22 protein-coding genes are annotated in these 24845 nt (G+C 62.1%); 20 read left to right on the top strand and 2 right to left on the bottom strand.

The features are described from left to right. Positions 1–176: 176 nt before the first annotated feature. Together ACOZK9_RS03375 and ACOZK9_RS03370 are read left to right on the top strand one after the other, a co-directional pair. A complete protein-coding gene (locus ACOZK9_RS03375) occupies positions 177–1217 on the top strand; it encodes a LacI family DNA-binding transcriptional regulator (protein WP_152749266.1) in 1041 nt (346 codons plus the stop codon). Between the two features lie 65 nt (positions 1218–1282). Continuing rightward, complete coding sequence (locus ACOZK9_RS03370) at positions 1283–1933, top strand: TetR/AcrR family transcriptional regulator (protein WP_058412095.1); 651 nt, start codon at positions 1283–1285, stop codon at positions 1931–1933. A 47-nt stretch (positions 1934–1980) separates the two neighbouring features. On the opposite strand, the gene ACOZK9_RS03365 is transcribed toward ACOZK9_RS03370, so the two are convergent. After that, positions 1981–4734, bottom strand: a complete 2754-nt coding sequence (locus tag ACOZK9_RS03365) for a beta-glucosidase (protein WP_152749267.1) — start codon at positions 4732–4734, stop codon at positions 1981–1983. A gap of 512 nt (positions 4735–5246) precedes the next feature. Between ACOZK9_RS03365 and ACOZK9_RS03360 the strand changes: the two genes are divergently transcribed. The 18 genes from ACOZK9_RS03360 to ACOZK9_RS03275 all read left to right on the top strand — a co-directional run bounded on the left by ACOZK9_RS03360 (position 5247) and on the right by ACOZK9_RS03275 (position 23247). Then, positions 5247–5468, top strand: a complete 222-nt coding sequence (locus tag ACOZK9_RS03360; RefSeq protein WP_421555286.1) for a hypothetical protein — start codon at positions 5247–5249, stop codon at positions 5466–5468. A gap of 147 nt (positions 5469–5615) precedes the next feature. After that, positions 5616–7346: a type II secretion system ATPase GspE gene (gene gspE, locus ACOZK9_RS03355; protein WP_058412092.1), complete on the top strand. Its 1731-nt coding sequence runs from the start codon at positions 5616–5618 to the stop codon at positions 7344–7346. Beyond that, positions 7343–8545 carry a type II secretion system inner membrane protein GspF gene (gene gspF / locus ACOZK9_RS03350; protein ID WP_058412091.1) on the top strand — a complete coding sequence of 401 codons (1203 nt, stop codon included), beginning with the start codon at positions 7343–7345 and terminating at the stop codon, positions 8543–8545. Before gspE ends, gspF begins: the two co-directional genes overlap by 4 nt. Positions 8546–8565: 20 nt before the next feature. Further along, on the top strand, positions 8566–8991 hold the full coding sequence (gspG, locus tag ACOZK9_RS03345; protein WP_099238449.1) for a type II secretion system major pseudopilin GspG: 426 nt from the start codon (positions 8566–8568) through the stop codon (positions 8989–8991). A gap of 9 nt (positions 8992–9000) precedes the next feature. Further along, on the top strand, positions 9001–9432 hold the full coding sequence (locus tag ACOZK9_RS03340; protein ID WP_058412089.1) for a type II secretion system protein: 432 nt from the start codon (positions 9001–9003) through the stop codon (positions 9430–9432). Then, on the top strand, positions 9429–9803 hold the full coding sequence (locus tag ACOZK9_RS03335) for a PulJ/GspJ family protein (protein WP_058412088.1): 375 nt from the start codon (positions 9429–9431) through the stop codon (positions 9801–9803). The genes ACOZK9_RS03340 and ACOZK9_RS03335 overlap by 4 nt, the downstream gene beginning before the upstream one ends. Further along, positions 9800–10429, top strand: coding sequence for a prepilin-type N-terminal cleavage/methylation domain-containing protein (locus tag ACOZK9_RS03330; protein ID WP_058412087.1), 630 nt, complete (start codon positions 9800–9802; stop codon positions 10427–10429). Before ACOZK9_RS03335 ends, ACOZK9_RS03330 begins: the two co-directional genes overlap by 4 nt. After that, positions 10426–11151 carry a type II secretion system protein GspK gene (locus ACOZK9_RS03325; RefSeq protein ID WP_058412086.1) on the top strand — a complete coding sequence of 242 codons (726 nt, stop codon included), beginning with the start codon at positions 10426–10428 and terminating at the stop codon, positions 11149–11151. Before ACOZK9_RS03330 ends, ACOZK9_RS03325 begins: the two co-directional genes overlap by 4 nt. Next, positions 11148–12191, top strand: coding sequence for a type II secretion system protein GspL (locus tag ACOZK9_RS03320; protein WP_421555321.1), 1044 nt, complete (start codon positions 11148–11150; stop codon positions 12189–12191). Before ACOZK9_RS03325 ends, ACOZK9_RS03320 begins: the two co-directional genes overlap by 4 nt. Beyond that, entirely contained in the window at positions 12166–12777 is a 612-nt protein-coding gene (gspM, locus tag ACOZK9_RS03315; RefSeq protein WP_058412085.1) for a type II secretion system protein GspM, read from the top strand. Before ACOZK9_RS03320 ends, gspM begins: the two co-directional genes overlap by 26 nt. Next, positions 12774–13298, top strand: coding sequence for a general secretion pathway protein GspN (locus ACOZK9_RS03310; RefSeq protein WP_152749269.1), 525 nt, complete (start codon positions 12774–12776; stop codon positions 13296–13298). Before gspM ends, ACOZK9_RS03310 begins: the two co-directional genes overlap by 4 nt. After that, entirely contained in the window at positions 13295–15577 is a 2283-nt protein-coding gene (gene gspD, locus ACOZK9_RS03305; RefSeq protein ID WP_421555285.1) for a type II secretion system secretin GspD, read from the top strand. Before ACOZK9_RS03310 ends, gspD begins: the two co-directional genes overlap by 4 nt. Before the next feature lie 530 nt (positions 15578–16107). Then, the gene (locus ACOZK9_RS03300; RefSeq protein WP_152749310.1) at positions 16108–18501 is read left to right on the top strand and encodes a TonB-dependent receptor plug domain-containing protein; all 2394 of its coding nucleotides are present in this window, start codon (positions 16108–16110) and stop codon (positions 18499–18501) included. 25 nt (positions 18502–18526) lie between these two features. Further along, positions 18527–19498 (top strand): amino acid ABC transporter permease, encoded by a 972-nt coding sequence (locus ACOZK9_RS03295; RefSeq protein WP_152749309.1) that lies wholly within the window; start codon positions 18527–18529, stop codon positions 19496–19498. After that, positions 19491–20264, top strand: coding sequence for an amino acid ABC transporter ATP-binding protein (locus ACOZK9_RS03290; RefSeq protein WP_421555284.1), 774 nt, complete (start codon positions 19491–19493; stop codon positions 20262–20264). Before ACOZK9_RS03295 ends, ACOZK9_RS03290 begins: the two co-directional genes overlap by 8 nt. A gap of 18 nt (positions 20265–20282) precedes the next feature. Continuing rightward, positions 20283–21215 (top strand): ABC transporter substrate-binding protein, encoded by a 933-nt coding sequence (locus ACOZK9_RS03285; protein WP_421555283.1) that lies wholly within the window; start codon positions 20283–20285, stop codon positions 21213–21215. Positions 21216–21217: 2 nt separating this feature from the next. Further along, positions 21218–22801 carry a flavin monoamine oxidase family protein gene (locus tag ACOZK9_RS03280; RefSeq protein WP_421555282.1) on the top strand — a complete coding sequence of 528 codons (1584 nt, stop codon included), beginning with the start codon at positions 21218–21220 and terminating at the stop codon, positions 22799–22801. A gap of 11 nt (positions 22802–22812) precedes the next feature. Beyond that, on the top strand, positions 22813–23247 hold the full coding sequence (locus ACOZK9_RS03275; RefSeq protein WP_421555281.1) for a RidA family protein: 435 nt from the start codon (positions 22813–22815) through the stop codon (positions 23245–23247). Positions 23248–23271: 24 nt separating this feature from the next. Here ACOZK9_RS03275 and ACOZK9_RS03270 read toward each other — a convergent pair whose 3' ends face one another. Further along, on the bottom strand, positions 23272–24735 hold the full coding sequence (locus ACOZK9_RS03270; protein WP_421555280.1) for an aldehyde dehydrogenase family protein: 1464 nt from the start codon (positions 24733–24735) through the stop codon (positions 23272–23274). Positions 24736–24845 lie beyond the last annotated feature (110 nt).

Below are 24845 nucleotides of genomic sequence, written 5' to 3'. Positions count from 1 at the left end.
GCTGCGGTTCTGCGACCGTCAGCGCCTGTGTCACTGTCTTGGGCATTCGCTCGAGCGAGTAGCAGACAACGCGCTTTGTTAGCGCTAACATCGGCATTATTGGTAGGTCTGGTTTAGAGCGTCAAATACTAAAAAATTAGTCCTATATTCTTTTTTGTTTCTAGCAGGACTGTCCCTTGAGCGAAGACAAACCGCGCAAACGCCGTGGCGCAGGCCGTGTCACCCTCAGCACCGTGGCGCGGCAGGCCGGCGTGTCGGCGATCACCGTGTCGCGTTACTTCAACCAGCCGGAGCAAGTCTCGCCGCAGCGGCGCCAACGCATTGCGGCCGTGGTCGCCGAGCTGGGTTATGTGCCCAACCTGGTGGCCGGTGGGCTGGCGTCGGCGCGCGGCAGAATCGTCGCGATGGTGATCCCGAACATTTCCGGGCCGATCTTTGCCAACACGCTCCAGGGTTTCAGCGACACCCTCAGCCGCCATGGCTATCAATTGCTGTTGGCTTCGAGCTACTTCAGCGTCGAGCAGGAAGAAAGCGCGGTGCGCGCGTTCCTCGGTTGGTCGCCTGCGGCGCTGGTACTCACCAGCCGCTTCCACAGCGCCGGCACTGAAAAGATGATCGCAGAAGTGAATATTCCGGTGGTCGAAACCTGGGACTACGTGCCCGAGCGTGAGCCACTGCAGATCGGTTTTTCGCATTATGAGGTGGGCGTCACCGCCGCGCGTTATCTGCATGGCAAGGGCTACCGGCGCATCGCTTTCGTGCAGAACAGCGTGGTCGGCGACTTCAGCGCGCTGGAGCGGCGTGATGGTTATGCCGCGACCGTCACCGCGCTGGGTTTGCAACCTTGGGTATTCGTGCCAAACGCCGAGCACGCGCCGTTCGAAGCGGGCAAACAAGCGATGCAAGCGTTGATGGCCGATGCCACGCCGCCGGATGCAATCATCTTCGCCAACGACAACCTGGCCGCCGGTGGCTTGCTGGCCGGGCAGCGTGCCGGGCTGAACATCCCGCAAGACTGCGCGGTGCTCGGCTTTGGTGATTACCCGTTTGCCGAAATGCTGCTGCCGAGCCTCAGCACCATCAAGCCGCCTGCGCTGGAGATCGGTGTGCTCGCGGCAACCCGTGTGCTGCAAAGCCTTGGCGTATTGCCGCTGGAGGATGAGGTGCAGCGCTTGAACCTGCTCGACTGCCGCTTGATTGAGCGCGAGAGCACCTGAGGTTTATTTGCGGCGCTTGGTCAATTTGGATACGGTGCAAGCCTGCCCCAAAAAAGGACTTTTCCATGACCGATCCACTCGCGCCTGCGCCGATCAAGACTCGCCGTGCGCCCAAAGGTGAAAAACGCCGCGAAGAGCTGCTGGACGCAGCCTTGCAGGTCTTTTCCCTCGAAGGTTACAGCGGTGCGTCAGTGGCCCAAGTGGCGGCCATTGCCGGCATTTCCGTGGCCGGCCTGCTGCATCATTTTCCAAGCAAAATTTCATTACTGATGGGCGTGCTGCAACGCCGCGACGAAGTTAATCAACGCATTGCCGATCAAGTGCGGGCCGAGAAGTCACTGACAGGGTTGCTGGGCAGCCTGCGCGCGATCAACCGCTCAAACGCAACCGCGCCGGGGGTGGTGCGGGCCTTCACGATTTTGAATGCCGAAAGCTTGCTCGACACCCAACCTGCCTGGGCCTGGTTTCAGGAACGTTATGCGGGCATCCAGCGGCGCCTGCGCGGGCAGTTCGCTGACTTGGTAGCGATGGGCGAAGTACGCGGGGATGTTGACTTGGCGGGGCTGGTCGAGGAGATCCTCGCCATGATGGATGGCTTGCAGATCCAGTGGCTGCGGTTTCCCGAGCAGGTAGACCTGGTGGCGCGGTTTGATACGTATCTGGCGCGGGTCGAGGCGGCGATCAGAACCCAACCACCTGAGCCGAACACGGCGTGAAAAAAGGGGAGCGGGGCTGGCCCGCTCCCCCCTGGCACGTGCCGGTATCAGTTACCGGCTGCGCTGCCCTGACTGCTATCGTCGGACATGTCGTAGCCATCACCTTCGCTGGTGTCGCTGTCGCCCTGATTCTGCTTCAGCACGCCGCCGGTCTTCACCGTTGGCGACTCACGCAGCGTGGCTTTCAGCGCAGCGCGCGGCAGCGGGTTGCTGGTGGTGGTCGACAGTTCCTGACGGAACGGGTTGACCAGCTTGGCGTTCAGACGAATGTCCTGAGACGAGGCGCCCAGCGACAGGGTGAAGCTGTCGGCATCGACTACCCACTGCTTGCTGGTTTCATCGAAGTAGGCCAGCGAGCGGTCGTTCAGCTCGATGGTCACGCGCTTGCTTTCGCCTGGCTTGAGGAAGACTTTCTTGTAGCCCTTCAGCTCTTTGAGCGCGCGCTCGACTTTCGGGTTGTTCTGGCCCACGTACAGCTCGGCCACCTCGGCGCCCGCGACCTTGCCGGTGTTGGTCAGGTCGAACGACACTTTGATCGGTGCGCCCGCCACCGCAACCCCAGGGGTCACGCTGATGTTGCTGTAACCGAAGGTGGTGTACGACAAGCCGTAGCCGAACGGGTAGAGCGGCTTGATGCCCTTCTTCTCGTAACCGCGATAGCCGAGGAACAGGTCGTCCTTGTAGCTCATCTCGGCCAGGGTTTCCTGGTTGTCGAATTTCGGGAAAGTCGCGTAGGTCGGGTTGTCTTCGATGTTACGTTCGATACTGATCGGCAGCTTGGCCGACGGGTTAACCTTGCCCAGCAGAATTTCCGCCAAGGCCTGGCCGCCGTTCTGCCCAGGGTAGAACGCATGCAGTGCCGCTGGAACCTGATCGATCCAGTCGCTCATTTTCAGCCCGGTACCGCCGTGCAGGGTGACCACGGTGTTTGGGTTGACCTTGGCGATGCTCTGAATCAGTTGGCCCTGGAACTCCGGCAGGTCGAAGCTATGGTCAAAGCCTTCGCCTTCGTATTCATTGCTGTTACCGGCGGCTACCAGTACTGCGTCGTACTTGGCCAGGTCTTGCGGTGCAACCAGTGACGCCCAGCTCATCTGTACGCCAACCAGGCCGCCCATGGTCGAGAGGTAGCCGTTACGGCGCGAGTACTCGAGCTTGATGTCGACCGGCTTGCCGGCTTCCAGGTTGACCTTCGCAAACACCGGAATGGTCGGCGGAATGCTGTTGTTCGGCAACGGTGTGCCGTCGCCGTTATCCAGCACTTTTTGGCCGTTGACGTAGAGGCGTACCGCACCGTCGGCGCGAACCTTGAACACCTGTTCGCCGCTGACGGTCGGGGTGATCTGGCCGCTGTAGCGAATCGATGTGGCAGCAGTATCGCCGTTCACCGGCAAGCTGTCGGTCGACCAGTCGAGGTCAACATGGTTGTCGGTGCGGCTGGCGGCCGGGTCGCCGGACCAGTTGGTATTGCTGAAGAACTCGGTCTTCAAACCGGCGACGCTGTTGCCGTTGCTGTCGGTGTGGGTCCAGGTTGAAACACTCGGGTCCAGCGACAGGCCGTCGATGAACTCGACCTTGGCGCCAGGTGCCAATTGCTGCAGGCCGCTCAGCTCGCTGATGTAGTTGGCTGCCATCACATTCGCGCTGCCAAAACCGGTAGGCGGTGCGTACTTGGCCAGGTTGCCGACGACGGCGATGGTCTTGACCTTTTTCGCGTCCAGCGGCAGCAGGTTGTTCTGGTTCTTCAGCAGCACGATGCCTTCGCGCGCCGCGTTCAGCGCTACGCGGTTGCTGGTGGCGCTGTTCATGTTGTGGCTGGTCAGCGGCGCTTTGCTGTCGAACTTGTACAGGTAGATCTGCTTGAGGATGCGGCGCACCTTGTCATCGATGGTCGCGCTGCTCAGCTCGCCACTGTCGAGGAACGGCTTGAGCACCGTGCTGTTCATCTGGTAGCCCATCATGTCCAGATCGGTGCCGGCTTGTGCGGCGGGCAGGCCGTCGACTACGGCGTTGTAGTCGCTTTGCACGAAGCCCGGGTAGCCCCATTCGGTCTTCAGAATGTCGTGCATCAGGTGCTTGTTTTGGCACGCGAACTCACCGTTCACCTTTTGGAACGAACACATCATCATCGCGACTTTGCTGTTTTTCGAGGCGGACTCGAACGGCGGCAGGGTCATCTCGCGCAGCACGCGCTCACTGATGGTTTCGTTGAGGTGGAAGCGGTTGCTTTCCTGGTCGTTGGCGGCGAAATGCTTGGCGTTGGCCCATACACCGCGCGACTGAATGCCGTTGATCACGGCAGGCCCAAGGCTGGCGCCGAGGAAGGGGTCTTCACCCGACAGGTACTCAAACGCACGGCCGCTGTACGGCATGCGGTACAGGTTTACACCGGGGCCGGTAATGAACTGATAACCGCCGCTGGCGGTGTCGTAACCCAGGGCGCGGCCCAGGTCGATGGCGCGGCGCGGGTTCCAGCTGGCGGCCAGGTTGGGGCCGGACGGATACACCACGCCTTGAGCGTTGCCTTCGCTGGTATAGCGCACGCCCACGCCGCCATCGGCGCCGTGAATCTGCGGCACGCCGTATTGGGTCAGTGGCTTGACGTCCCAGCCACCGGTGCCGCCGATGTAGGCGAGTTTTTCTTCCATGGTCATTTTCGCCAGGGTTTTATCCGCCGCCTTTTCTGCGCGGCTCACACGACCTTCATCCAAGGCTGGGCTGGTCGCCGCATGCACTTGGGATACTGCCAGTGCCAGCAAGGCGAAAGCCGACTGCGCACCGATCATTTTGCGTTTACTCATGGGTCTCTCCGACAACTGTTTATTGAATATTTCGCTTGGATGAGTGCGTATTGCTGCACGCGCTCATCACTTTGTTACAGGCAATAAGCCGCCTTGATCGCAATTTTTAACCAGTGGCTAATTGCAATTACTTGGCGAGTTTCGCGATGTTATTAGTTTAATAATTGTATTGGTTATTATTGTAAGTGGTGTCAATGCGATATCACGAGATGGCATTTTGAATCGCAAAAACTGCATAATTAAGGCAATTCTTGCGCATGTAAGTCAAACAAAAGCTAATTTTTGCGTGAAATAAGAAATATTTCCTTACGTTCAGGAACTAAGTCTAAACCTACCAGTCGATTGGTTTAAGAAAATGTCTGGCGGCGTGACGAACTAGTTTTTTTGTCCGGTAGTTCTAATCTCGCCAAGCGTAATCAAGCTGTCACACACAAAGCTTAAGTGTAGGGTCTTGAACCATTTCAGGGCGCCGCTTGGGCTATCCGCTGCTGTTTTTGATCTGGAGAAAGTTGATGAAGATTTCCCTGTTGAGTGCCGGTTTTGTACTGGGCGTTGCACTGAGTGGCGCGGCAATGGCCGCTGAATCGACCGACGCCGACGCCAAGTCCGGTGCTGCCGATTCCACCGTCCTGACCCAAACCCACGACGCCAAGGCTGCGAAAAAACAGAAGGCCGAAACCACCAAGGGTGGCCGACCGCTGAGCGAGTCGAAGGCGCCAAAAACGTCCAACTAAACCAGCTTCACCCTTTGTAGTCGCGAGCTTGCTCGCGAAGAACGTCAACGATGGCGCGCACATCCTGAATGAACGCGGTATTCTTGGGTTTTTCGCCCGCAAGCTCGCTGCTATATGGGGCACCGACAGCCTCTCAGACAGTTACCCATGCCCAGCCTCTCGACACCGATCAACGCCTGCCACATGCACATCCCTGATACCGACCAGGTATGCGCATGGCTGATGCAAAAGGCTGGCTTGAAAACGGTTGACCTGGAGCGCGCCCGACGCCTTTCGCAAGAGTCTGACGACACCGAATTACTCGGCCTGCTGACCCGTCTGGGGCTGGTTTCCGAAGTCGAGCTGGCCCGCGCCTGGGCGGATTTGCTTGACGCACCGCTGGTGCTGGCCGATGCCGCGCCGCCGCTGCTCGACCCGCTGCCGGTACTCACCGAACGTTTTATGCGCCACTACCAAGTGGTGCCGGTGGGCTGGAGCCAGGGCGGCTTGCGCGTGTTGGCGGCCAACCCCGCGCTGGTGTACCCATTCCAGGCCATGGCCTACGCGTGCGGCGTGCCGGTGTGGCTGGCGGTCGGCCCGCGCAACGAAGTCGAAACCTTGATCGAGCGTTACTACGGCCAGGGCCGTTCGGCCATGGGCACGCTGATCGAAAACCTCGACGAGCAGAGCGGTGCGCTCGAAGACATCGAACACCTCAAGGACATGGCCTCCGAAGCGCCGGTGATTCGCCTGGTCAACCTGATCTTGCAGCGCGCGGTGGAACATCGCGCTTCCGACATTCATATCGAACCCTTCGAAAACCAGCTCAAGGTGCGCTACCGCATTGACGGCGTGCTGCACGAGGCCGAGGCACCGCCGTCGAGCTCATCGGCAGCGGTGATTTCGCGGGTCAAGATCATGGCGCGGCTGGACATTGCCGAGCGTCGTTTGCCTCAGGATGGGCGGATCATGCTGCGCATCCAGGGCAAGGAACTCGACTTGCGTGTGTCCACCGTGCCCACCAGTTTTGGCGAGTCGGTGGTGATGCGCCTGCTCGACCGCCAGACCGTGCAGTTCGACTTCCAAAGCCTCGGTTTTGACGGCCAGCGCCTGGAAACCTTTCTGGAAGTGCTGGAACGGCCGCACGGTATTCTGCTGGTTACCGGGCCGACCGGCTCGGGTAAAACCACCACGCTGTACACCGCGCTGTCGCGCCTTAATACCGCCGAGCGCAAGATCATCACCGTCGAAGACCCGGTGGAATACCAGTTGGAAGGCATCAACCAGATCCAGGTCAAACCGGCCATCGGTCTGGACTTTGCCGGCGCGCTGCGCTCGATCGTGCGTCAGGACCCGGACGTGATCATGATCGGTGAGATCCGCGACCTGGAAACCTGCCGCATCGCCATTCAGTCGTCGCTGACCGGCCACTTGGTGCTCTCGACCCTGCACACCAATAGCGCTGCAGCGAGTATCACGCGCCTGCTCGACATGGGCGTTGAAAGCTACCTGATCGCCTCGACGGTCAACGGCATCCTGGCCCAGCGGCTGGTGCGACGCCTAGACCCTGCGACCCGTGAAGCTTTTGAAGCGCCGCCTGAACTGATCGCCGAACATGGGCTTGATCGCTTCACCGAGCAGCGCCCAATCATGCTCTACCGCCCACGCGCCGATGCACCGGGCGGCGGTTACCACGGCCGCTCCGCGATTACCGAATTGCTGGTGATGAACGACGAATTGCGCAGCCTGTTGATGCGCCAGGCCGACGCCGCCACGCTGGAACAGGCCGCCCGCCGCGGTGGCCTGCGCACCCTGCATGAAGAAGGCTTGCGCCAGGCCGTGGCGGGTGTCACCTCCCTCGAAGAAGTGCTGCGTGTGACGCGTGGAGAGGGCGCATGAGCCTGTTCAAATACCGCGCCCTCGACAGCCAGGGCGCACCGCAGAATGGCACCCTGGAAGCCAAGGATCAGGAGGCCGCCGTCGCCGCGCTGCACAAGCGCGGTTTGCTGTTATTGCAGATCGACGCGGCGGGCGCCGAAGGCTTGCGCAGGGCGTTTGGCCGTGGCCAATTGAACGGCGCGGCGCTGGTCAGCTTCACCCAGCAACTGGCCACGCTGTTGGGCGCGGGCCAACCGCTGGAACGCTCGCTGGGTATCTTGCTCAAGCAGCCCGGCCAGCCGCAGACGCGCGCGTTGATCGAGCGCATTCGTGAACACGTCAAGGCCGGCCAGCCTTTATCCAAAGCACTGGAAGAGGAGGGCAGCCAGTTCTCGCCGCTGTACCTGAGCATGGTGCGTGCCGGTGAGGCCGGTGGCGCGCTGGAAAACACCCTGCGCCAGCTCAGTGATTATTTGGAGCGCAGCCAGTTATTAAGGGGCGAAGTGATCAACGCCCTGATCTACCCGGCCTTTCTGGTCGTCGGCGTACTCGGGTCGCTGGCGCTGTTGCTGGCGTACGTGGTGCCGCAGTTCGTGCCGATCTTCAAGGACTTGGGTGTGCCGATCCCGCTGATCACCGAAGTCATTCTGGGCCTCGGTCAATTCCTCGGGGCTTACGGGCTGGCGGTATTGGCGGGCGTGATTGTTACGGTGTGGACGTTGGCCGCACGCTTGCGCGACCCGCAGCGCCGCGAAAGATACGACCGGCGCGTGCTCGGCATACGCGTGATCGGCCCGCTGCTGCAACGCGTCGAAGCGGCGCGGTTGACACGCACCCTCGGCACCTTGCTGAGCAATGGCGTGGCCCTGCTGCAAGCCTTGGTCATCGCACGTCAGGTCTGCACCAACCGCGCCCTGCAAGCGCAAGTCGCGCAGGCCGCCGAATCCGTCAAGGGCGGCGGCACCCTGGCCAGTGCTTTTGGCAGCGAGCCGCTGCTGCCGGACCTGGCCCTGCAAATGATTGAAGTCGGCGAACAAGCCGGCGAACTCGACAGCATGCTGCTCAAGGTCGCCGACGTGTTCGACGTCGAAGCCAAACGCGGTATCGACCGCCTGCTCGCCGCCCTGGTGCCGTCCCTGACGGTGGTCATGGCGGTGCTGGTGGCGGTGATCATGCTGGCGATCATGCTGCCGCTGATGAGCCTTACCAGCAATATATGAACCCCCGAGGACACACACCGATGCGCCAACCCCGTCTCAAATCCGCCCGCCGCCAGGGCGGTTTTACCCTGCTGGAAATGCTCGCAGTGATCGTGTTGCTGGGCATCGTCGCGACCATCGTGGTGCGCCAAGTCGGTGGCAACGTCGACAAAGGCAAATACGGCGCAGGCAAGGCGCAACTGGCCAGCCTGAGCATGAAAATCGAAAGCTACGGCCTCGACGTCGGCTCGCCGCCCAAGAATCTGCAACAACTGGTCGAGAAGCCCGCCAACAGTTCAGGCTGGGCCGGGCCGTACGCCAAGCCTTCAGACCTCAAAGACCCTTTTGGGCATGCTTTCGGCTACCGCTTCCCCGGCGAACACGGCCCGTTTGACCTGATTTTCTACGGTCAAGACGGCCAGCCTGGTGGCGAAGGCTACAGCGCCGACCTGGGCAACTGGGAGTAACCCGCGACCATGCCTAACCCCCAACGCGGCTTTACCCTGCTGGAAATGCTGGTGGTGATCGTTTTGATCAGCCTGGCAGCCGGGTTGGTGGGATTTGGCCTGCAACAAGGCCTGCGCACCGCTAAAGAGCGCCAAGTGGTTGGGCAGATGGTCGAGGCATTGCGCAGCACGCGGGCACGCGCGATTGTCAGTGGCAACGCAGAAAAAACCGTTTTTGATCTGCGTGCGTTGAGTTTTCAGGCGCCGGGGCGGCCGGTAAAACACTGGCCGGCCGACCTGCAAGTGACCTTGAACACCTCCGAGCAAGCCGGTTCGACCGTGGAGTTTTACCCCGACGGCAGTTCAACCGGCGGCAACCTGTTGCTGGCCAGCGGCAGTCGGCATTGGCGCATCGATATTGGCTGGCTGACCGGCAGCGTGCAGTCCAAGGCGTTGCCATGAGCCGCCATCGCCAATCCGGTTTTACCTTGCTCGAAATGCTCGCCGCGCTGACGCTCATGGCCGTTTGCAGCACCGTGCTGCTGGTCGCTTTCGGCCAGAGCGCGCGCTCTTTATTGCAGGTCAATCACAGTGATCGGTTGACCCACGCGGCGCAAAGCGTGATGGACCAGGAAGTCACAGGGCCGTTGGTGAGTGGCGTGCGCGAGGGCAACCTGGAGGGCATCCATTGGCAATTAAACATCGCCCAGCAGCCGACCCGTATCGGCCAGCCGCGTTTGTTTCGCCTTGACCTGACCGTCAACGAAGGCCCGCGCAAGGCACGTTTCAGTACCTTGAAACTGCGCGCCGCTACCGACAGTGCCGGCCTGTGAAGCAGGCTCAACGGGGTTTTACCCTGCTCGAAATCATGATCGTGCTCAGCTTGCTCGGGGTCTTGTTGACCCTGGTCGGTGGGGCACTGTTGGGCGCCAATCGCGCGGTGCTCAAGGCCCAGCGCTACACGGTGAGCCTGGATGAAACGCGCGCCGCGCAGCAGTTTTTGCGCACCTCCATCAGCGAGGCGCTGCCGCTGGACGTGACCGAAGACGACAGCCAGACCAATGGTTTTTTCACCGGCAGTGCGCAGCGTATGCAATTTGTCGCGACCTTGCCCGGCGTGCTCGGCGGCGGTATTCAGCGTTTCACCCTGCAATTGGCCGGGCCTGAGGCGCACCGTGATTTGCAGGTGGCGTTCGCGCGTTTTGAATCCCCCGCGCAGGCCAGCGTACCGGCCTCGCGTGGCGAGCCGCAGGTGTTGCTCAAAAACGTCGAGGACCTGCAATTCAGCTATCGCGGAATATCGCCGAAGGGCCAGCACACCGGCTGGGTCAGCGACTGGCCCTGGTCCCAACGCCTGCCCCACGCGGTGCGCATCGCCGCACGCGTCAACGGGCCGGTGCCGTGGGTGACGCAGGTGGTTGCCTTGCGCCTGAACCTCTCCGGCGGGGCGCCCGAATGATCAAGCATCAACGCGGTGTCGCTTTGCTGCTGGTGCTGTGGGTGCTGGCCTTGCTCAGCCTGTTGCTGGGCGGCCTGGCTGGCTGGGTACAATTGGAAGCGCGCCAGGCCACATGGCAGCGCCAGCACACGCAGGCATTGCTGGCGGCCGAAGCGGGGTTGGCATTGGCCGTACAGGCGCTGGTCGACCCGGTGCAGCGCAAGCAATGGGTGGCCGACGGGCGTGAAATGCCGATGGTGTTCGACGATGCGCAGCTACACGTGAGTGTGCGCAGCGAGCGTGGCAAGTTGTACCTGAACAGCGCCGAGGTGGCTGACTTCGCGCGCCTGGCGCTGGCCTGCGGCGCGTCGCAGGCCCAGGCCAACCAGCTCGCCAAAGACCTGGAAGTGCGTCGCAACAAAGGCTTGGCGCCGTTTCGAGTGGTTGAGGAACTGCGCCAATTGCCCGGCATGACCCAGGCGCTGTACAGCGCGCTGGTACCGGAAATCAGTTTGTGGAGTGGCCTTGATCGGCCAGACCCGGCATTCGCCAGCGCCTTGATGCGCCGCGCACTGAACTTGCCCCACCAAAGTGCAGTGGGCGCCGACGCCGGTGAGGTGCTGGTGATCGACAGCCGTGCCAACCGCCCCGGTGGTTATCATGCGCAGCTGCAAGCCACGGTTTTATTAAGCCCTGCGCTAGGAAGCGCTTACCCTTATCGAGTCTTACGTTGGCAAGAATAAATGAACAATTGGCTGCGCGGTTGCAGTTGCTGACAGAGCCGGTCACCCGGCGCTGGCACGGCAGCCTGCTGCAACAGGCATGGCGCCTGTGGCTCAAAGAGCTGCGCGGTTGCCTGCCTGCGTGGTTATCGCTGCAAGACATTCCCGAGCACGTTTACCCGTGGCCGCTGACTGCGCCGGTGGAAAAACGCCCCGGTGAAGTGCGTCAGGTGTTGCTGCTGGCGCCCGACGCGGTGCTGCGGCAAACGCTGCAATTACCGCTGGCCGCCGCGCGCAACCTGTCGGCGGTGGTGGGCTATGAGCTCGACCGCTTTACCCCGTTCGACGCCGCCCAGTTGTATTTCGTTGCGCGGCAGGAGCGCCGCACGCCGACGCATTTGCACGTGACGTTGGTGGCGATCCTGCGCGAGCGTCTCGACCAGATTCTCAGCGACTGCGCCGCGCTGGGTTTGCAGCCGCATGCTGTGGATGTCGACGACGGTCGTGGCGTGCCGCTGGGCATCGACTTGCTGCCGACGCCCCTGCGTCCGCGCCAGCGCCCGACCGGCAAGGGCTTGCAGCGCAGCCTTCCATGGGTGTGCGGCGCGTTGCTGATCGCGGCCATGTTGCTCTGGCTCAACGACCGCCAACGCTTGCTCGACGCCATGCAACACAGCGTGCAAGCGCAAAAGGCGCAGGTGGCGCAGGTTCAGGCGTTGCGTCAGCAATTGCTGAATACCCGCGGCGCCGCGCAGTACTTGATCCGGCGCAAGGCCGCGCAACCGCCGCTGTCGGCATTCCTCAACGAACTGACGTCCTGCTTGCCGTCCGACACCTGGCTGGACCAGTTGGAAGTCAACGACGGCGCGGATGTTTCATTCTCCGGGCAAAGCGCCAAGGCCAGTGCGCTGATCACCCGGATAAAAGGCTGCCACAGTCTGGAAAACGCCCAGTTCGAAGGGGTGATTCAACCCGATGCGCAAACCGCCAAGGACCAGTTTTCCTTGCGTGCCCATCTGCACCAGGAGGCCGCCGATGCGCCGACCACTGACACTCCTTGAACGCCGTGGCGCCGCGTTGATCGTCCTGGCGCTGGTGCTCGGCGCCGGTTACTGGCTGTTGATCGACAGCTGGTTCGCCGGGCCGCTGCGTGACATGGGCGAGCAGGCCGACCAATTGCGCGAGCAGCAACAACGCTACGCTGGCGTGTTGCGCCAGGGCGATAGCCTGCGCGAACAATTGGCGCAGGCCCAGCAAGACCCGGCCAGCAGCACCAGCCTGTTGCCAGGCGATGACCCCAGCGCGGTAGCGGCTGACCTGATGCAGCGCATCGCCGACCTGATTAAAAACCGCGCCAACCTCGGCGGTGGCTGCAGCCTGACCCAGCGCATGCCGATCACCCCCGAGCAGGACGACACCGAGCCGTATCGCCAGGTCAAAGTCAGCCTGACCCTCGACTGCGCGATTGAACCGCTGACCGCGATCCTGCATGAGCTGGAGTACCAGCGGCCGTTTTTGTTCGTCGATGAACTCAGCATTCGCCGCCCGCCGCATGCCCCCGCCAGCGGTGGCGCCGGCAAACTGGCGGTGCACATGTTGGTGCGCGGCTACCTGCAACCCGCCGACACCGCGAAGGTGCGCCGATGAACGCTGCATTGCGCCCCCTGGAGTGGGGTTTGCTCGGTGTAGCCGGGCTGCTGGGCGTGCTGATGGTCGGCATCTACAGCAGCCTCGGCGATGCGCCGCAGTGGTTGCCGGTGCCTGAGCCGGATGCGCGCACCAACGCTTCGGCAAAGGTGTTGGTGGCGCCGAGCGCAACCCTGGAAAGCCTTGCCGGCACTTGGCAGGCCCCGCTGTTCAGCCCCAACCGCAGCCCCGACCGCGCCGTGAACCAGACCGAGGTGTCCAGCCTGTCGAGCCTCACGCTGACCGGCATCGTGCTCGACGGCGACGTGCGCGTGGCAATGCTCAAGCGTGCCGACGGCCCGCCACTGAAAGTTCATCAAGGCCAGGCCCTGCCCAATGGCTGGTTGCTGGAAAACCTGACACCGCGTAACGCCCGTTTCGTTCTCGACGGCCGCACGCAAACGCTGAGCCTCACCACCCTGCGTTTGCCGCCGCCGTCGACTACACCCCCGATTACCCTTCCTCATGAGCCCACCCCTTGATCGACACATTCCCTGGCGCCTTGCGCACCACCGTGTTTTGCCTCGCCACCGCTGTTTCACTCGGCGGCTGCGGGACATTCCCCGACCATCTCGACCCGGACGAGGCTCTGTTGCATGAGGCAATGCAGGGCACTGGGTCACAACGCCCACACGTCGACCCGGCCACCGAACAGGCCTCGGTCGACACTGGCCAACCGCAGGCGAAAACGCCGCCGCAACGCCAGTTGATCCGCGGCAACCAGCAGTTCGTGCGCCCACCGGCAGCGGCGGCGCCCAAGCAGGAGGGCAGCGGTGACATCGTGTTCAACTTCGCTGACCAGCCAATCGAAGCCGTGATCAACAGCGTGATGGGCGACTTGCTGCACGAAAACTACAGCATCGGCCAAGGTGTGAAAGGCAACGTCAGCTTTTCCACCTCCAAGCCTGTGAACAAGCAGCAGGCGCTGTCGATTCTTGAAACCCTGCTGTCATGGACCGACAACGCCATGATCAAGCAGGGCAATCGCTATGTGATCCTGCCGGCCAACCAGGCAGTGGCTGGCAAGCTGGTGCCGGAGATGCGCGTCTCGCAACCTTCCAGCGGCCTGTCGGCGCGGCTGTTTGTGCTGCGCTATATCTCGGCCACCGAGATGCAAAAGTTGCTCAAGCCGTTTGCCCGCGAAAATGCATTTTTGCTGGTCGACCCGGCGCGCAATGTGCTCAGCCTGGCGGGCACGCCTGAAGAATTGGCCAACTACCAGGACACCATCGACACCTTTGATGTGGACTGGCTCAAGGGCATGTCGGTCGGGGTGTTCGGCCTGCAGCGCGCCTCGGTCGCCGAGCTGATGCCCGAGCTGCAAAAGATGTTCGGCCCCAACAGCGGCATGCCACTGGCGGGCATGGTGCGCTTTTTGCCGATTGAGCGGACCAACTCGGTGGTGGCGATTTCGTCCCAGCCGCAGTACCTCAGCGAAGTCGGTGACTGGATTCACACCATCGACGAAGGCGGCGGCAACGAGCCACAGATGTACGTCTACGACGTGCGCAACATGAAGGCCACCGACCTCGCCAAGTACCTGCGTCAGATCTACGGCAGCGGTGCGATCAAGGACGATGCGCCGGCCAAAGTCGCGCCGGGTTTGCGCACTGCAACCCTGTCGTCGCCCGCCACCAACAGCACCTCCGGTGGAATGAATGGCAACAGCTCGGGGATGGGCATGGGCACCGGCACCGGCACCGGTAATGGCATGGGCAACAGCGTTGGCATGGCTAACAACCAGGCCGCTGGCAACGAAGAAGAGCAGGAACCGGAAGCCGACGCCGACAGCGAGAGCCAAGGCACCGAGCAGGACGCAGGCGCGGGCACAACGGCCAAAAGCCTTGACGCCGGCACCCGCATCACCGCGCAAAAAAGTAGTAACCAACTGCTCGTGCGGACTCGCCCCGTGCAGTGGAAAGAGATCGAATCGGCGATCAAGCGCCTCGACAACCCACCGCTGCAAGTGCAGATAGAGACGCGCATTCTGGAGGTCAAACTCACCGGTGAACTGGACCTCGGTGTGCAATGGTATTTGGGCCGCCTGGCGGGCAATTCCACCAGCACCACCGTGGCTAACACATCCGGCAGCCAAGGCGCGCTGGGCGGCGGCGGTGCCGGTTTGGGCGCCACCGATTCGTTGTTCTATTCGTTCGTCAGCTCCAACCTGCAAGTGGCCTTGCACGCCCTGGAAACCAACGGCCGCACCCAAGTGCTGTCGGCACCGTCGCTGGTGGTGATGAACAACCAGCCGGCGCAGATTCAAGTCGGCGATAATATTCCGATCAGCCAGACCACGGTGAATACGGGCATTTCCAACACCACCTTGAGCAGTGTCGAATATGTGCAGACCGGGGTGATTCTCGACGTGGTGCCGCGGATCAATCCGGGTGGCCTGGTGTACATGGATATTCAGCAGCAAGTCAGTGATGCTCAGGCGCAGACGTCTACCAGCAGTGACACGCAAAATAACCCGCGTATTTCTACGCGTTCGGTGTCGACCCAAGTGGCGGTGCAGAGCGGGCAGACGGTATTGCTCGGCGGCTTGATCAAGCAGGACAACGCCGAGACTGTCAGCGCGGTGCCTTATCTGGGGCGGATTCCCGGGTTGCAGTGGTTGTTTGGCAGCACCAGCAAGTCCAAGGATCGCACTGAGTTGATCGTGCTGATCACGCCTCGGGTGATCACCAGCGGCAGCCAGGCGCGTCAGGTGACGGATGATTATCGCCAGCAGATGCAGTTGTTGCAGCCGGGCAAGTAGCGCAAAGCCGAACGCAGTAAATGTGGGAGCGGGCTTGCTCGCGATTGCGGTGTGTCAGATAAGTATTTTTCAACTGACACACGGTAATCGCGAGCAAGCCCGCTCCCACATTTTTTGATCGCATCTGGTGTGCGAGAGTGGGCCGGCTTCTGAAGAACAGCAGCATAATCTCAAAAAGACATTATTTATATGAATAACCCAATCATAAAATAATGAAAACTCAGAATATTAGCTTATGCCCAAATAGCATTATATTTTTGAAATTCATTCCGTTATGTTTGATTGCAACAGCCTACCCCTGACCTCGGATGGTACCCATAGCAATTCGGATTCTGCGCACCCAAGCCGGGTAATCACCCCGTAGCAGAATCGTTGGAAGGGAGTTCAACGTATGTTGCCAATTCAAACCCCACGCTCGCTCCACACCTAGCTCCAAATCGCAGGCAACCCCCTGAAAACCGAGCACCCCGCGCCGTCCAAATCGACAGCGTGACTGCCCGACTTCGCGATTTGGAAAGTTTGGAGTGGCCATGAAGCACGTTTTACCCCCGACCGCCGCACTCGCGCTGGCCTTGCTGGCGAGCACCGCCCAGGCCCAGGACGACAGCACCCTGTCCACCGTGGTGGTCACCGGCAACCGAGGCGCCGAACAGCGCACCGTCACCAGTAGCCCGGTGCCGATCGATGTGGTCAGCGCCAAACAACTGCAAAGCACCGGCAAGCCCGGTTTGATGGAAGCCTTGAGCGCGGTAATCCCGTCGCTGAGCCTGCCGGAAAAAACCGGTTGGGACGCCAGCGGCATAGCCCGCGCGCCCAACTTGCGTGGCTTGAGCGCTGCCGAAGTGCTGGTACTGGTCAACGGCAAACGCCGCCACACCAGCGCCACCCTCAACATCAACGGCATCAACACCGGCGCTGCACCGGCGGACCTCGACCTGATCCCGATCAGCGCCATTGATCACGTCGAAGTGCTGCGCGATGGCGCCGCCGCCCAATACGGCTCCGACGCCATCGCCGGGGTGATCAATGTGATCCTCAAGGCCGACACCAGCGGCACGGCAGTCACTAACCTCGGCCAGGGTTATGACGGCAAAAAACAGACCGTGCAGCAAAGCCTCAACAAAGGCTTCGAAATCGGCAACGGCGGCATCCTGCAACTGGCGCTGGATGCGCGCAGCCAGAACGACGACAACAAGGCCAGCGCCAATGGCTACACCTACGAGCAAGCCTACGGCCTGGCGGGCAAGTCCACCTACGGCGGCTACGGCACGCCCAAAACCAACTTGCTGACCCTGGGCTACAACGCCGAACTGCCGATTGATGACAGCTTCAGCCTCTACTCCTTCACCACCTATTCGCGGCGCAAGGCCGAGCAGGGGCAGAACTTCCGCCTGCCGACCATCACCAACACCATCACCACCGGCCCGAATGGCTACCCGTCCGGGTACACGCCGACCTGGTACATCGACGAGGACGATTTTCAGGCCGCGTTCGGCGGCAAAGGCACCGTCGGCGAGTGGCAGTGGGATGTGTCCACCACCTACGGGCGCAACGAAGCGGAGCAGGGCACCACCCACAACCAGAACCCGTCGCTGGGTGAGGCCACGCCGAACCGCTTCACGTCCGGTACGTGGATTTCCACCGAGCTGACCACCAACCTCGACTTCAAACGCGGCTTCGACATCGGCCTGCAAAAGCCACTGGACCTGTCTTACGGCTTTGAGCATCGGCGCGACACCTACGAGGTGCAGGCCGGTGATTATGCCTCGTATGCCAATGGCGGTTATTGCGTGGCACCGGGCAACTGCGCGTCCTCCGGCGCGCAAGTCACCAACGGTATTTCGCCGGACGAAGAAAGCAGCGCCTCACGCAACAGCCTCGCCAGTTACGTCGACGCAGGCTTTAACCCGCTGCCGGATTGGTACGTGGGCACCGCGTTGCGTTATGAGCATTACAACGAAGGCGTCGGCGCCACCCGCAGCGGCAAGCTGACCACGCGCTACGATTTCACCCCGCAGTTTGCCGTGCGCGCCACGGTCAGCAACGGCTTTCGCGCGCCGTCGCTGGCGAACAGCCTGTTCAGCGCACGCTCCACCACCTATGGCGTGGTAGACGGGGTTTACCAGTCGATCAACTACGGCGTGCTGCCGGTGGATTCGGCGGCGGCCAAGGCGTTGGGCGCTGAAGGCTTGAAACCCGAGCGCTCGACCAACTTCAGCCTCGGCTTCACCTTGACGCCCACCGACCGCCTGAGCTTCACCGCCGATGCCTACGTGATCAACCTGCGCGACCGCATCACGCTCACCGGCACCTTGCTCGGCCCGGAAGTCACTCAGGTATTGCAAAACAACGGCGTCAATTCCACCTCCGGCGGCCAGTACTTCATCAACGGCGCCGACACTCGCACCAAAGGCCTGGACCTGGTCAGCAACTACAACCAGGACCTCGGCGAATACGGCGCATTGAAATGGACGGCGGCGTTTAACTGGAACCAGACCAAGATCCTCAACTACAAGGAGTCGACCACTATCCTCGGCACCGCGTACGACCTGATGGACCGCGAGGCGCGCAACCTGATCACCGGCGTGCAGCCGAGCACCAAGCTGATTCTGGGCGGTGACTGGAGCATCGACCGCTTCAACCTCAACCTGGCCCTGACCCGCTACGGCTCATACAAAGAAGTGAATGTCTCTGCCGACCGCAGCCTGGACCGCGTTTACAGCGCGAAATGGATCACCGACCTCGACCTTGGCTACACCCTCACCAAAGACCTCAACATCGCCATCGGCGCGAAAAATCTGTTCGACGTCTACCCGAAAAAACAAGGCGTGCCGAGCAGCACCATGGTTGCCAGCTACGGCACGTATTCGCCCTACGGTTTTACCGGCGGGTACTACTACACCCGGCTGACTTACGCCTTCTAAGGCCGCTACCCGCGAGGAATAGAACATGCCCATTGTCGCCAAATCGTATGACCTGATCAATCAGGTCAGCGCGCAACCGGTTCGCCGCAGCCGCGTTTCCACACCCATCAAGGCGTTGCAAATAGTGCCTGCCCGGCACCCGTGGCGCTGGGCGGGGTCAATTTTCGCCGCGTTGGTGGTGTTGGCCATCGTGTATTCCCTGGCCACCAACCCGCGTTGGGAGTGGGGTGTATTCGGCCAATGGTTCTTCTCGCCGTCGGTGTTGCGTGGCCTCGGCCAGACGCTGTTGCTGACCCTGCTCAGCAGCGTGTTCAGCATCATCCTCGGCACCGCGCTGGCCTTGGCGCGGTTGTCCGGCTCGCCGTTGTTGGCGGCGTTGGCCTGGGGCTACATCTGGTTTTTCCGTTCGATGCCGGCGCTGCTGGTGCTGATCATCCTCTACAACTTTGCGTATCTGTATGACCACATCGTGCTCGGCGTGCCGTTTACCTCCGTGGTGTTCGCCGAGTGGTCGACGGTGGATGTACTGAGCCAGTTCACCGTCGCGGTGTTGGGCCTCAGCCTGATGCAAGCGGCGTATGCCGCAGAGATTATTCGGGGCGGCTTGATCGGTGTCGACGCCGGCCAGCATGAGGCGGCCGCGGCCTTGGGCTTGCCGGCCTCGCGACGGGTTTTCCGGATCATTCTGCCGCAGGCACTGCGCTCGATCTTGCCCTCGGGTTTCAACGAAATCATCGGCCTGGTCAAGGGCACGTCCATCGTCTACGTGCTGGCCTTGCCGGAGCTGTTCTACACCGTGCAGGTCATCTACAACCGCACGCAGGCGGTGATCCCGCTGCTGATCGTCGCCACCGTCTGGTACTTGATCATCACCACCGTGCTGACCAGCGCGCAGTACTACGTCGAGCGGCATTTTGCGCGCGGCACGGCCAGGGTGCTGCCGCCCACGCCGCTGCAACGTGTGCGCCGCTGGCTCAAGGAGAAAACCCATGAGTGAAGCCCGCGCCGGCCGTATTCAGATCCAGGGCGTGGGCAAGCGCTTTGGCAACCAGCAGGTATTAAAAGACATCGACCTGACCATCGACCCCGGCAAAGTCACGGTGATTCTGGGGCCTTCCGGCTCGGGCAAATCGACTTTGCTGCGCACCATCAACCACTTGGAGAAAATCGACAGCGGGCACATCACCATCGACGGTGAATACGTCGGCTACCGGCGTAAAGGCGACCTGCTCTTTGAGCTCAAGGAGCGCGAGATTCTCAAGCGGCGCATCGACGTGGGGTTCGTGTTCCAGAACTTCAACCTGTTCCCGCACCTCACCGCCTGGGAAAACGTCGCCGAAGCCCCACTGGCGCACAAGCGCTGGAGCAAGCCTGAGGCGCAGGCCAAGGCCGCTGAGCTGTTGGCCAAGGTCGGCCTGGCGGACAAGCTCGATGCATACCCGCGCCAGCTCTCCGGCGGCCAGCAACAGCGCGTCGCCATTGCCCGCGCCTTGGCGCTGGACCCAAAGGTGCTGCTGTTTGATGAACCGACCTCGGCCCTCGACCCGGAACTGGTGGGCGAGGTGCTCGATGTGATCAAGGGCCTGACGCAGTTGGGCGTGACCTTGGTGATTGTCACCCACGAGATCGGTTTCGCCCGCGAAGTGGCTGACCACGTGGTGTTTCTGTGCGACGGCCAACTGATCGAAGAAGGCCCGCCCGAACAGATTTTTCGCCAACCCCGACATCCCCGCACCGTGGCCTTTTTGGGCAAGGTGCTTTAGTTCAAGGAGTGACTGCCCATGTTTATCACGACTACCCGCGTGGCCTTGCTGGCGCTTGCCGTCGGCACCGCGCAAAGTGCATTCGCCGTGCAACAGGTCGACCTCAGCCCCGACCGCGTGCGCGTTCATGTGCCGCGCAACGAAGCGGCGATCGCGCAGATCCCGCCGGGCTTCAAGTTCGCCCAGCCCGGCAAGTTCACCGTGGCCGTGTCCGGTGTCGCCGGGCCACCGCTGGCGCTGCTCGCCAATGACGACAAGACCACCATCGGCAGCGAGGCCGACACTGCGCAGTTGGTGGCCGACAGCCTCGGCCTGCAACTCAATGTGGTGCAAACCAGTTGGGAAGACTGGCCGTTGGGCGTGAGTTCGGGCAAGTACGACGCGGTGATCAGCAACGTCACCGTGACCGAGGCACGCAAGAAACGCTTTGACTTCGCCACGTATCGCCAGGACGTGCTGGGGTTTTACGTAAAAAGCACGAGCAAGATCAGCGAGATCAAACACGCGGCCGACATTGCCGGGTTGAAGATCATCGTCGGTTCCGGCACTAACCAGGAAAAGGTCCTGCTGGCGTGGAACGAGGCCAATGAAAAAGCTGGCATCAAGCCCGCGCTGTTGCAGTACTTCGACGACCAGGCCGCCGCGCAACTGGCGGTGCAATCGGGGCGCAGCGATGCGCTGTTCGGGCCTAATTCGGTGTACGCCTATTCCGCCGCGATCACTGGCGGCATCAAGCGTGTCGGCACCGTCAACGGTGGCTGGCCATTGCAGGCGGATATTGCCGTGACCACGCGCAAGGGCAATGGCCTGGTCGAGCCGATTCACACCGCCCTTGAAGGTGCAATTGCCGGCGGCCAATACGCGCAAGTGTTGCAGCGTTGGGGGCTGGACGTGGAGCGCGTCGACGCCTCGCTGATCAACCCACCGGGCCTGCCGGATCAGGAGCACTGAGCATGGGACTGACACGACGTGAAGCGTTGTCGAGCATTGCCGCAGTCGGCGGTGAAAAGGCGGTCAAGGATGCATTGGCGGCGCTCGGCCTGGGGCCGTCGTCGCACCGCCGGCCGCAACCGCTGAAGCTCAAGGCCGGCCTGGGCCAGGGCACTCGCGTGCTGGTGCTGGGGGCCGGGATTGCCGGGCTGGTCAGCGCGCTGGAACTCAGCCGCGCAGGCTTCAACGTGCAGGTACTGGAGGCGCGTGACCGCGTGGGCGGGCGCACCTGGACCCTGCGCGCCGGCGACCCTGTGGATTACAAAGATGGCCGCAGGCAAACCGTAGCGTTTGATCCGGGCGTGTATTTCAACGCAGGCCCGGCAAGGATTCCCAGCCAGCACCGCACGATTCTCGACTACTGCGCCGAACTCGGTGTGCCGCTCGAAGTGCTGGTCAACAGCAGCCATGGCGCCCAGGTGCGCCCGGACCTGCAACAACCGGCGTTCAGCGTCGGCCAGGCAATCAATGATGCGCGCGGGCACGTGTCCGGGTTGTTGGCTAAAGCGGTGCAACGTAACGCCCTCGACGATGTACTGAGCCGCGAAGAACGCACGCGTTTGCTGGCGTTCTTGCAAGTGTATGGCGACCTGTCCCAAGCGCTGGTGTATGACGGCAGCCTGCGTTCCGGTCACCTGGAATCGCCTGCGCACCCGGGCGCATTGCCGGCCAGCACCCGCCCGATTGGCCTTGAACGCTTGCTGCATCCGGAATTATGGGGCGCGTTGTTGCACACCGAATTTCCCGAGTTCTCGGCCACCATGTTCCAGCCGGTCGGCGGCATGGACCGCATCACCGAGGCGTTCTACCAACGCGTCCGCGAGCAGGTGCAACTGGGCGCGCAGGTGCGCCAGATTCGCCAGTTGGAAGACGGCGTGGCAGTGACCTACCACGACCAGCACAGCGGCCGCGAACAGGTGGTGCGCGCCGATTACCTGGTCTCGACCTTGCCACTGCCGTTGCTGGCCAAGCTCGACAGCGATTTCAGCGACCCGATCAAGGCCGCACTGCTCAGCACGCGCAGCGACCAGGCGACCAAAGTGGCGTGGCAATCGCCGCGTTTCTGGGAGACCGACTACCGCACCTACGGCGGGCTTTCGTGGGTGGATCACCCGGCGCGCCTGCTCTGGTACCCAAGCAACGACCTCAACACCCGCAACGGTTTGCTGGTGGCCGGCTACGTGACCGGGGAGGGCGCCGACGTGTTTGGCGCGCAACCGTTCGAGCAACAGTTCTCGACCTCGAAGGCCGCCGTTGAGCTGCTGCATCCGGGGTATTCAAAACACCTTCGCGACCCGCTGGCGGTGTCTTGGGAACAGATCCCCTACAGCGAAGGCCCGTGGCTGCAACGCGAACATTTCCCGGCGCAGGCCAGCGCATTGCTGGAGCAAGGCCACGGCCGCGTGTACTTCGCCGGCGACGGCCTGGTGCAGAGCGGCGTGGGTATCTGGCAGGAATCGGCGGCCAACTCGGCGCGCCATGTGGTCGCGCAACTGGCTGAACGCGTTACCCAGCAACGACACAGTGCGGCACTTGCCGCTTCATAAGGAGAGACACCATGAGCGACAGCATTCAACGCACCAGTGTGGGCAATTTCCCGATCTCGCAAACCGTCACCGTACCGGCCTCCGCCAGCCTGATTTTTGTCAGCGGCACCTTGCCGGACCTGGCCGATGCGAATGCCCCGGCGGGCACGCCAGCCGCCTATGGCAACACCGAAGTGCAGACGGTGTCGGTGTTCAAGAAACTGCAAAGCATTTTGCGCCAGCAAGACCTCGACATCGGCGACATTGTGCAACTGCGGGTATTTTTGGTCGGCGCCGAAGAGACCGGCGGCAAGCTCGACTTTGCCGGTTTGCAGGCCGGTTACACGCAGTTCTTCGGTACGCCCGAGCAACCGAACAAACCTGCGCGTACGGCGTTGCAAGTGGTGGCGTTGCCGTTGCCGGGTGCGCTGGTGGAAGTCGAAGCCATCGCCGCGCGCAGCGCCTGATCCTCTAGCCGCTGCGCGCGCGGGTTATTCGCCAAACCCAAGGATGGCTTTGGTTTCCAGGTACTCCTCAAACCCATGCACGCCGTATTCGCGGCCATTGCCGGAGCGCTTGTAGCCGCCGAAAGGTGCCATGGGGTTCCAGGCCGGGTAGTTCAGGTGCACTTGGCCGGCGCGAATACGCGACGCGACGGCACGCGCAAGGTCAAGGTCTTGCGCCTGAACGTGGGCGCCCAATCCATAGACAGTGTGGTTGGCGATCGCCACCGCTTCGTCGACCGTCTCATACGCAATAATGCACAGCACCGGGCCGAATATTTCCTCTTGGGCGATGCGCATCGCGCTGTCGACGCCGGAGAAAACCGTCGGACGGGTATAGAAGCCCTTTGTAAAACCCGCCACGCGGCCTGGCCCACCGCAGAGCAGTTTTGCGCCTTCATCAAGGCCTGCCTGGATCATGTGTTGAACGCGATTGAACTGGGCTTCGTTGGCAATCGGGCCCAGTTGCGTCGCTTCCGACAGCGGGTCACCGACGATGATTGCATCCGCGGTCGCCGTGGCCAGCGCTTCGACTTCGGCCAGGCGGTTTTTCGGCACGATCATTCGGGTCGGCGCGCTGCACGATTGGCCGACGTTGCGAAACGCCGCCAGCACGCCCAGCGGCACGGCTTTGGCGAAGTCGGCGTCGGGCAGCAGCACATTCGGCGACTTGCCGCCCAGCTCCTGCGTGACGCGTTTCACCGTCGGCGCGGCCGCTTGCGCAACCAGCGCGCCGGCGCGGTTTGAGCCGGTGATCGAAATCATGTCGATGTCGGCATGTGCCGCCATGGCTGCGCCGACCTCGGCACCGCTGCCATTCACCAGGTTGAACACGCCCGCCGGCAGGCCTGCGTCGTGCACCAGTTGTGCAAACAGCAGCGCGCTCAGTGGTGACAGTTCGCTGGGCTTGAGCACCACGGTGCAACCGGCGGCGATGGCCGGGGCGACTTTTGCGGTGATTTGATACAGCGGCCAGTTCCACGGCGTGATAAGACCGCATACGCCGATGGCTTGGCGCTCGATGGCGGTACCGCCTTCGACGGTCTGGAAGCGATAGGTGCCGAGCAGGTCACGCGCGACCCGAACATGCTCGGCCGCCAGCGGCACTTGCATGGCGCGGGCGGAGCTGATCGATGCGCCCATTTCCAGAGTGAGGGCTTGGGCAAGCTGCTCTTTGCGCTCCAGAATCAGTGCGTGGATTTTTCCAAGCATCAGCGCGCGCTCAGTAACCGAGGTCTGCGACCAGCCTGCAAAGGCCGCGCGTGCTGCCATAACGGCCCGATCAACGTCCTCGGCGGAGCCGCTTGCGACCTCTGCAACCACCGCTTCAGTGGCCGGGTTGACCACCGGCAAACTGGCCGCAATGGCGGGGGCACACCAACGACCATTGATATACAACGGGTGAGCCGTGTGCGGATCAATGCTGGGGTTATTCGAAGACTGTGTGGTCATCCAACTGGCTCCCTGGAGCGGTAAAAGGCGCTGCGAACAGCACGGCCCTGTGTGTGGCTACGCTAACAAAACGCGCCAATCCATAGATGCCGTTATTCAAGCCTGCAAGG

It is taken from the genome of Pseudomonas kitaguniensis, assembly GCF_049199985.1.
Taxonomy (GTDB): Bacteria; Pseudomonadota; Gammaproteobacteria; order Pseudomonadales; family Pseudomonadaceae; genus Aquipseudomonas; species Aquipseudomonas kitaguniensis.
This window is presented reverse-complemented; position numbering and strand designations above follow the sequence as displayed.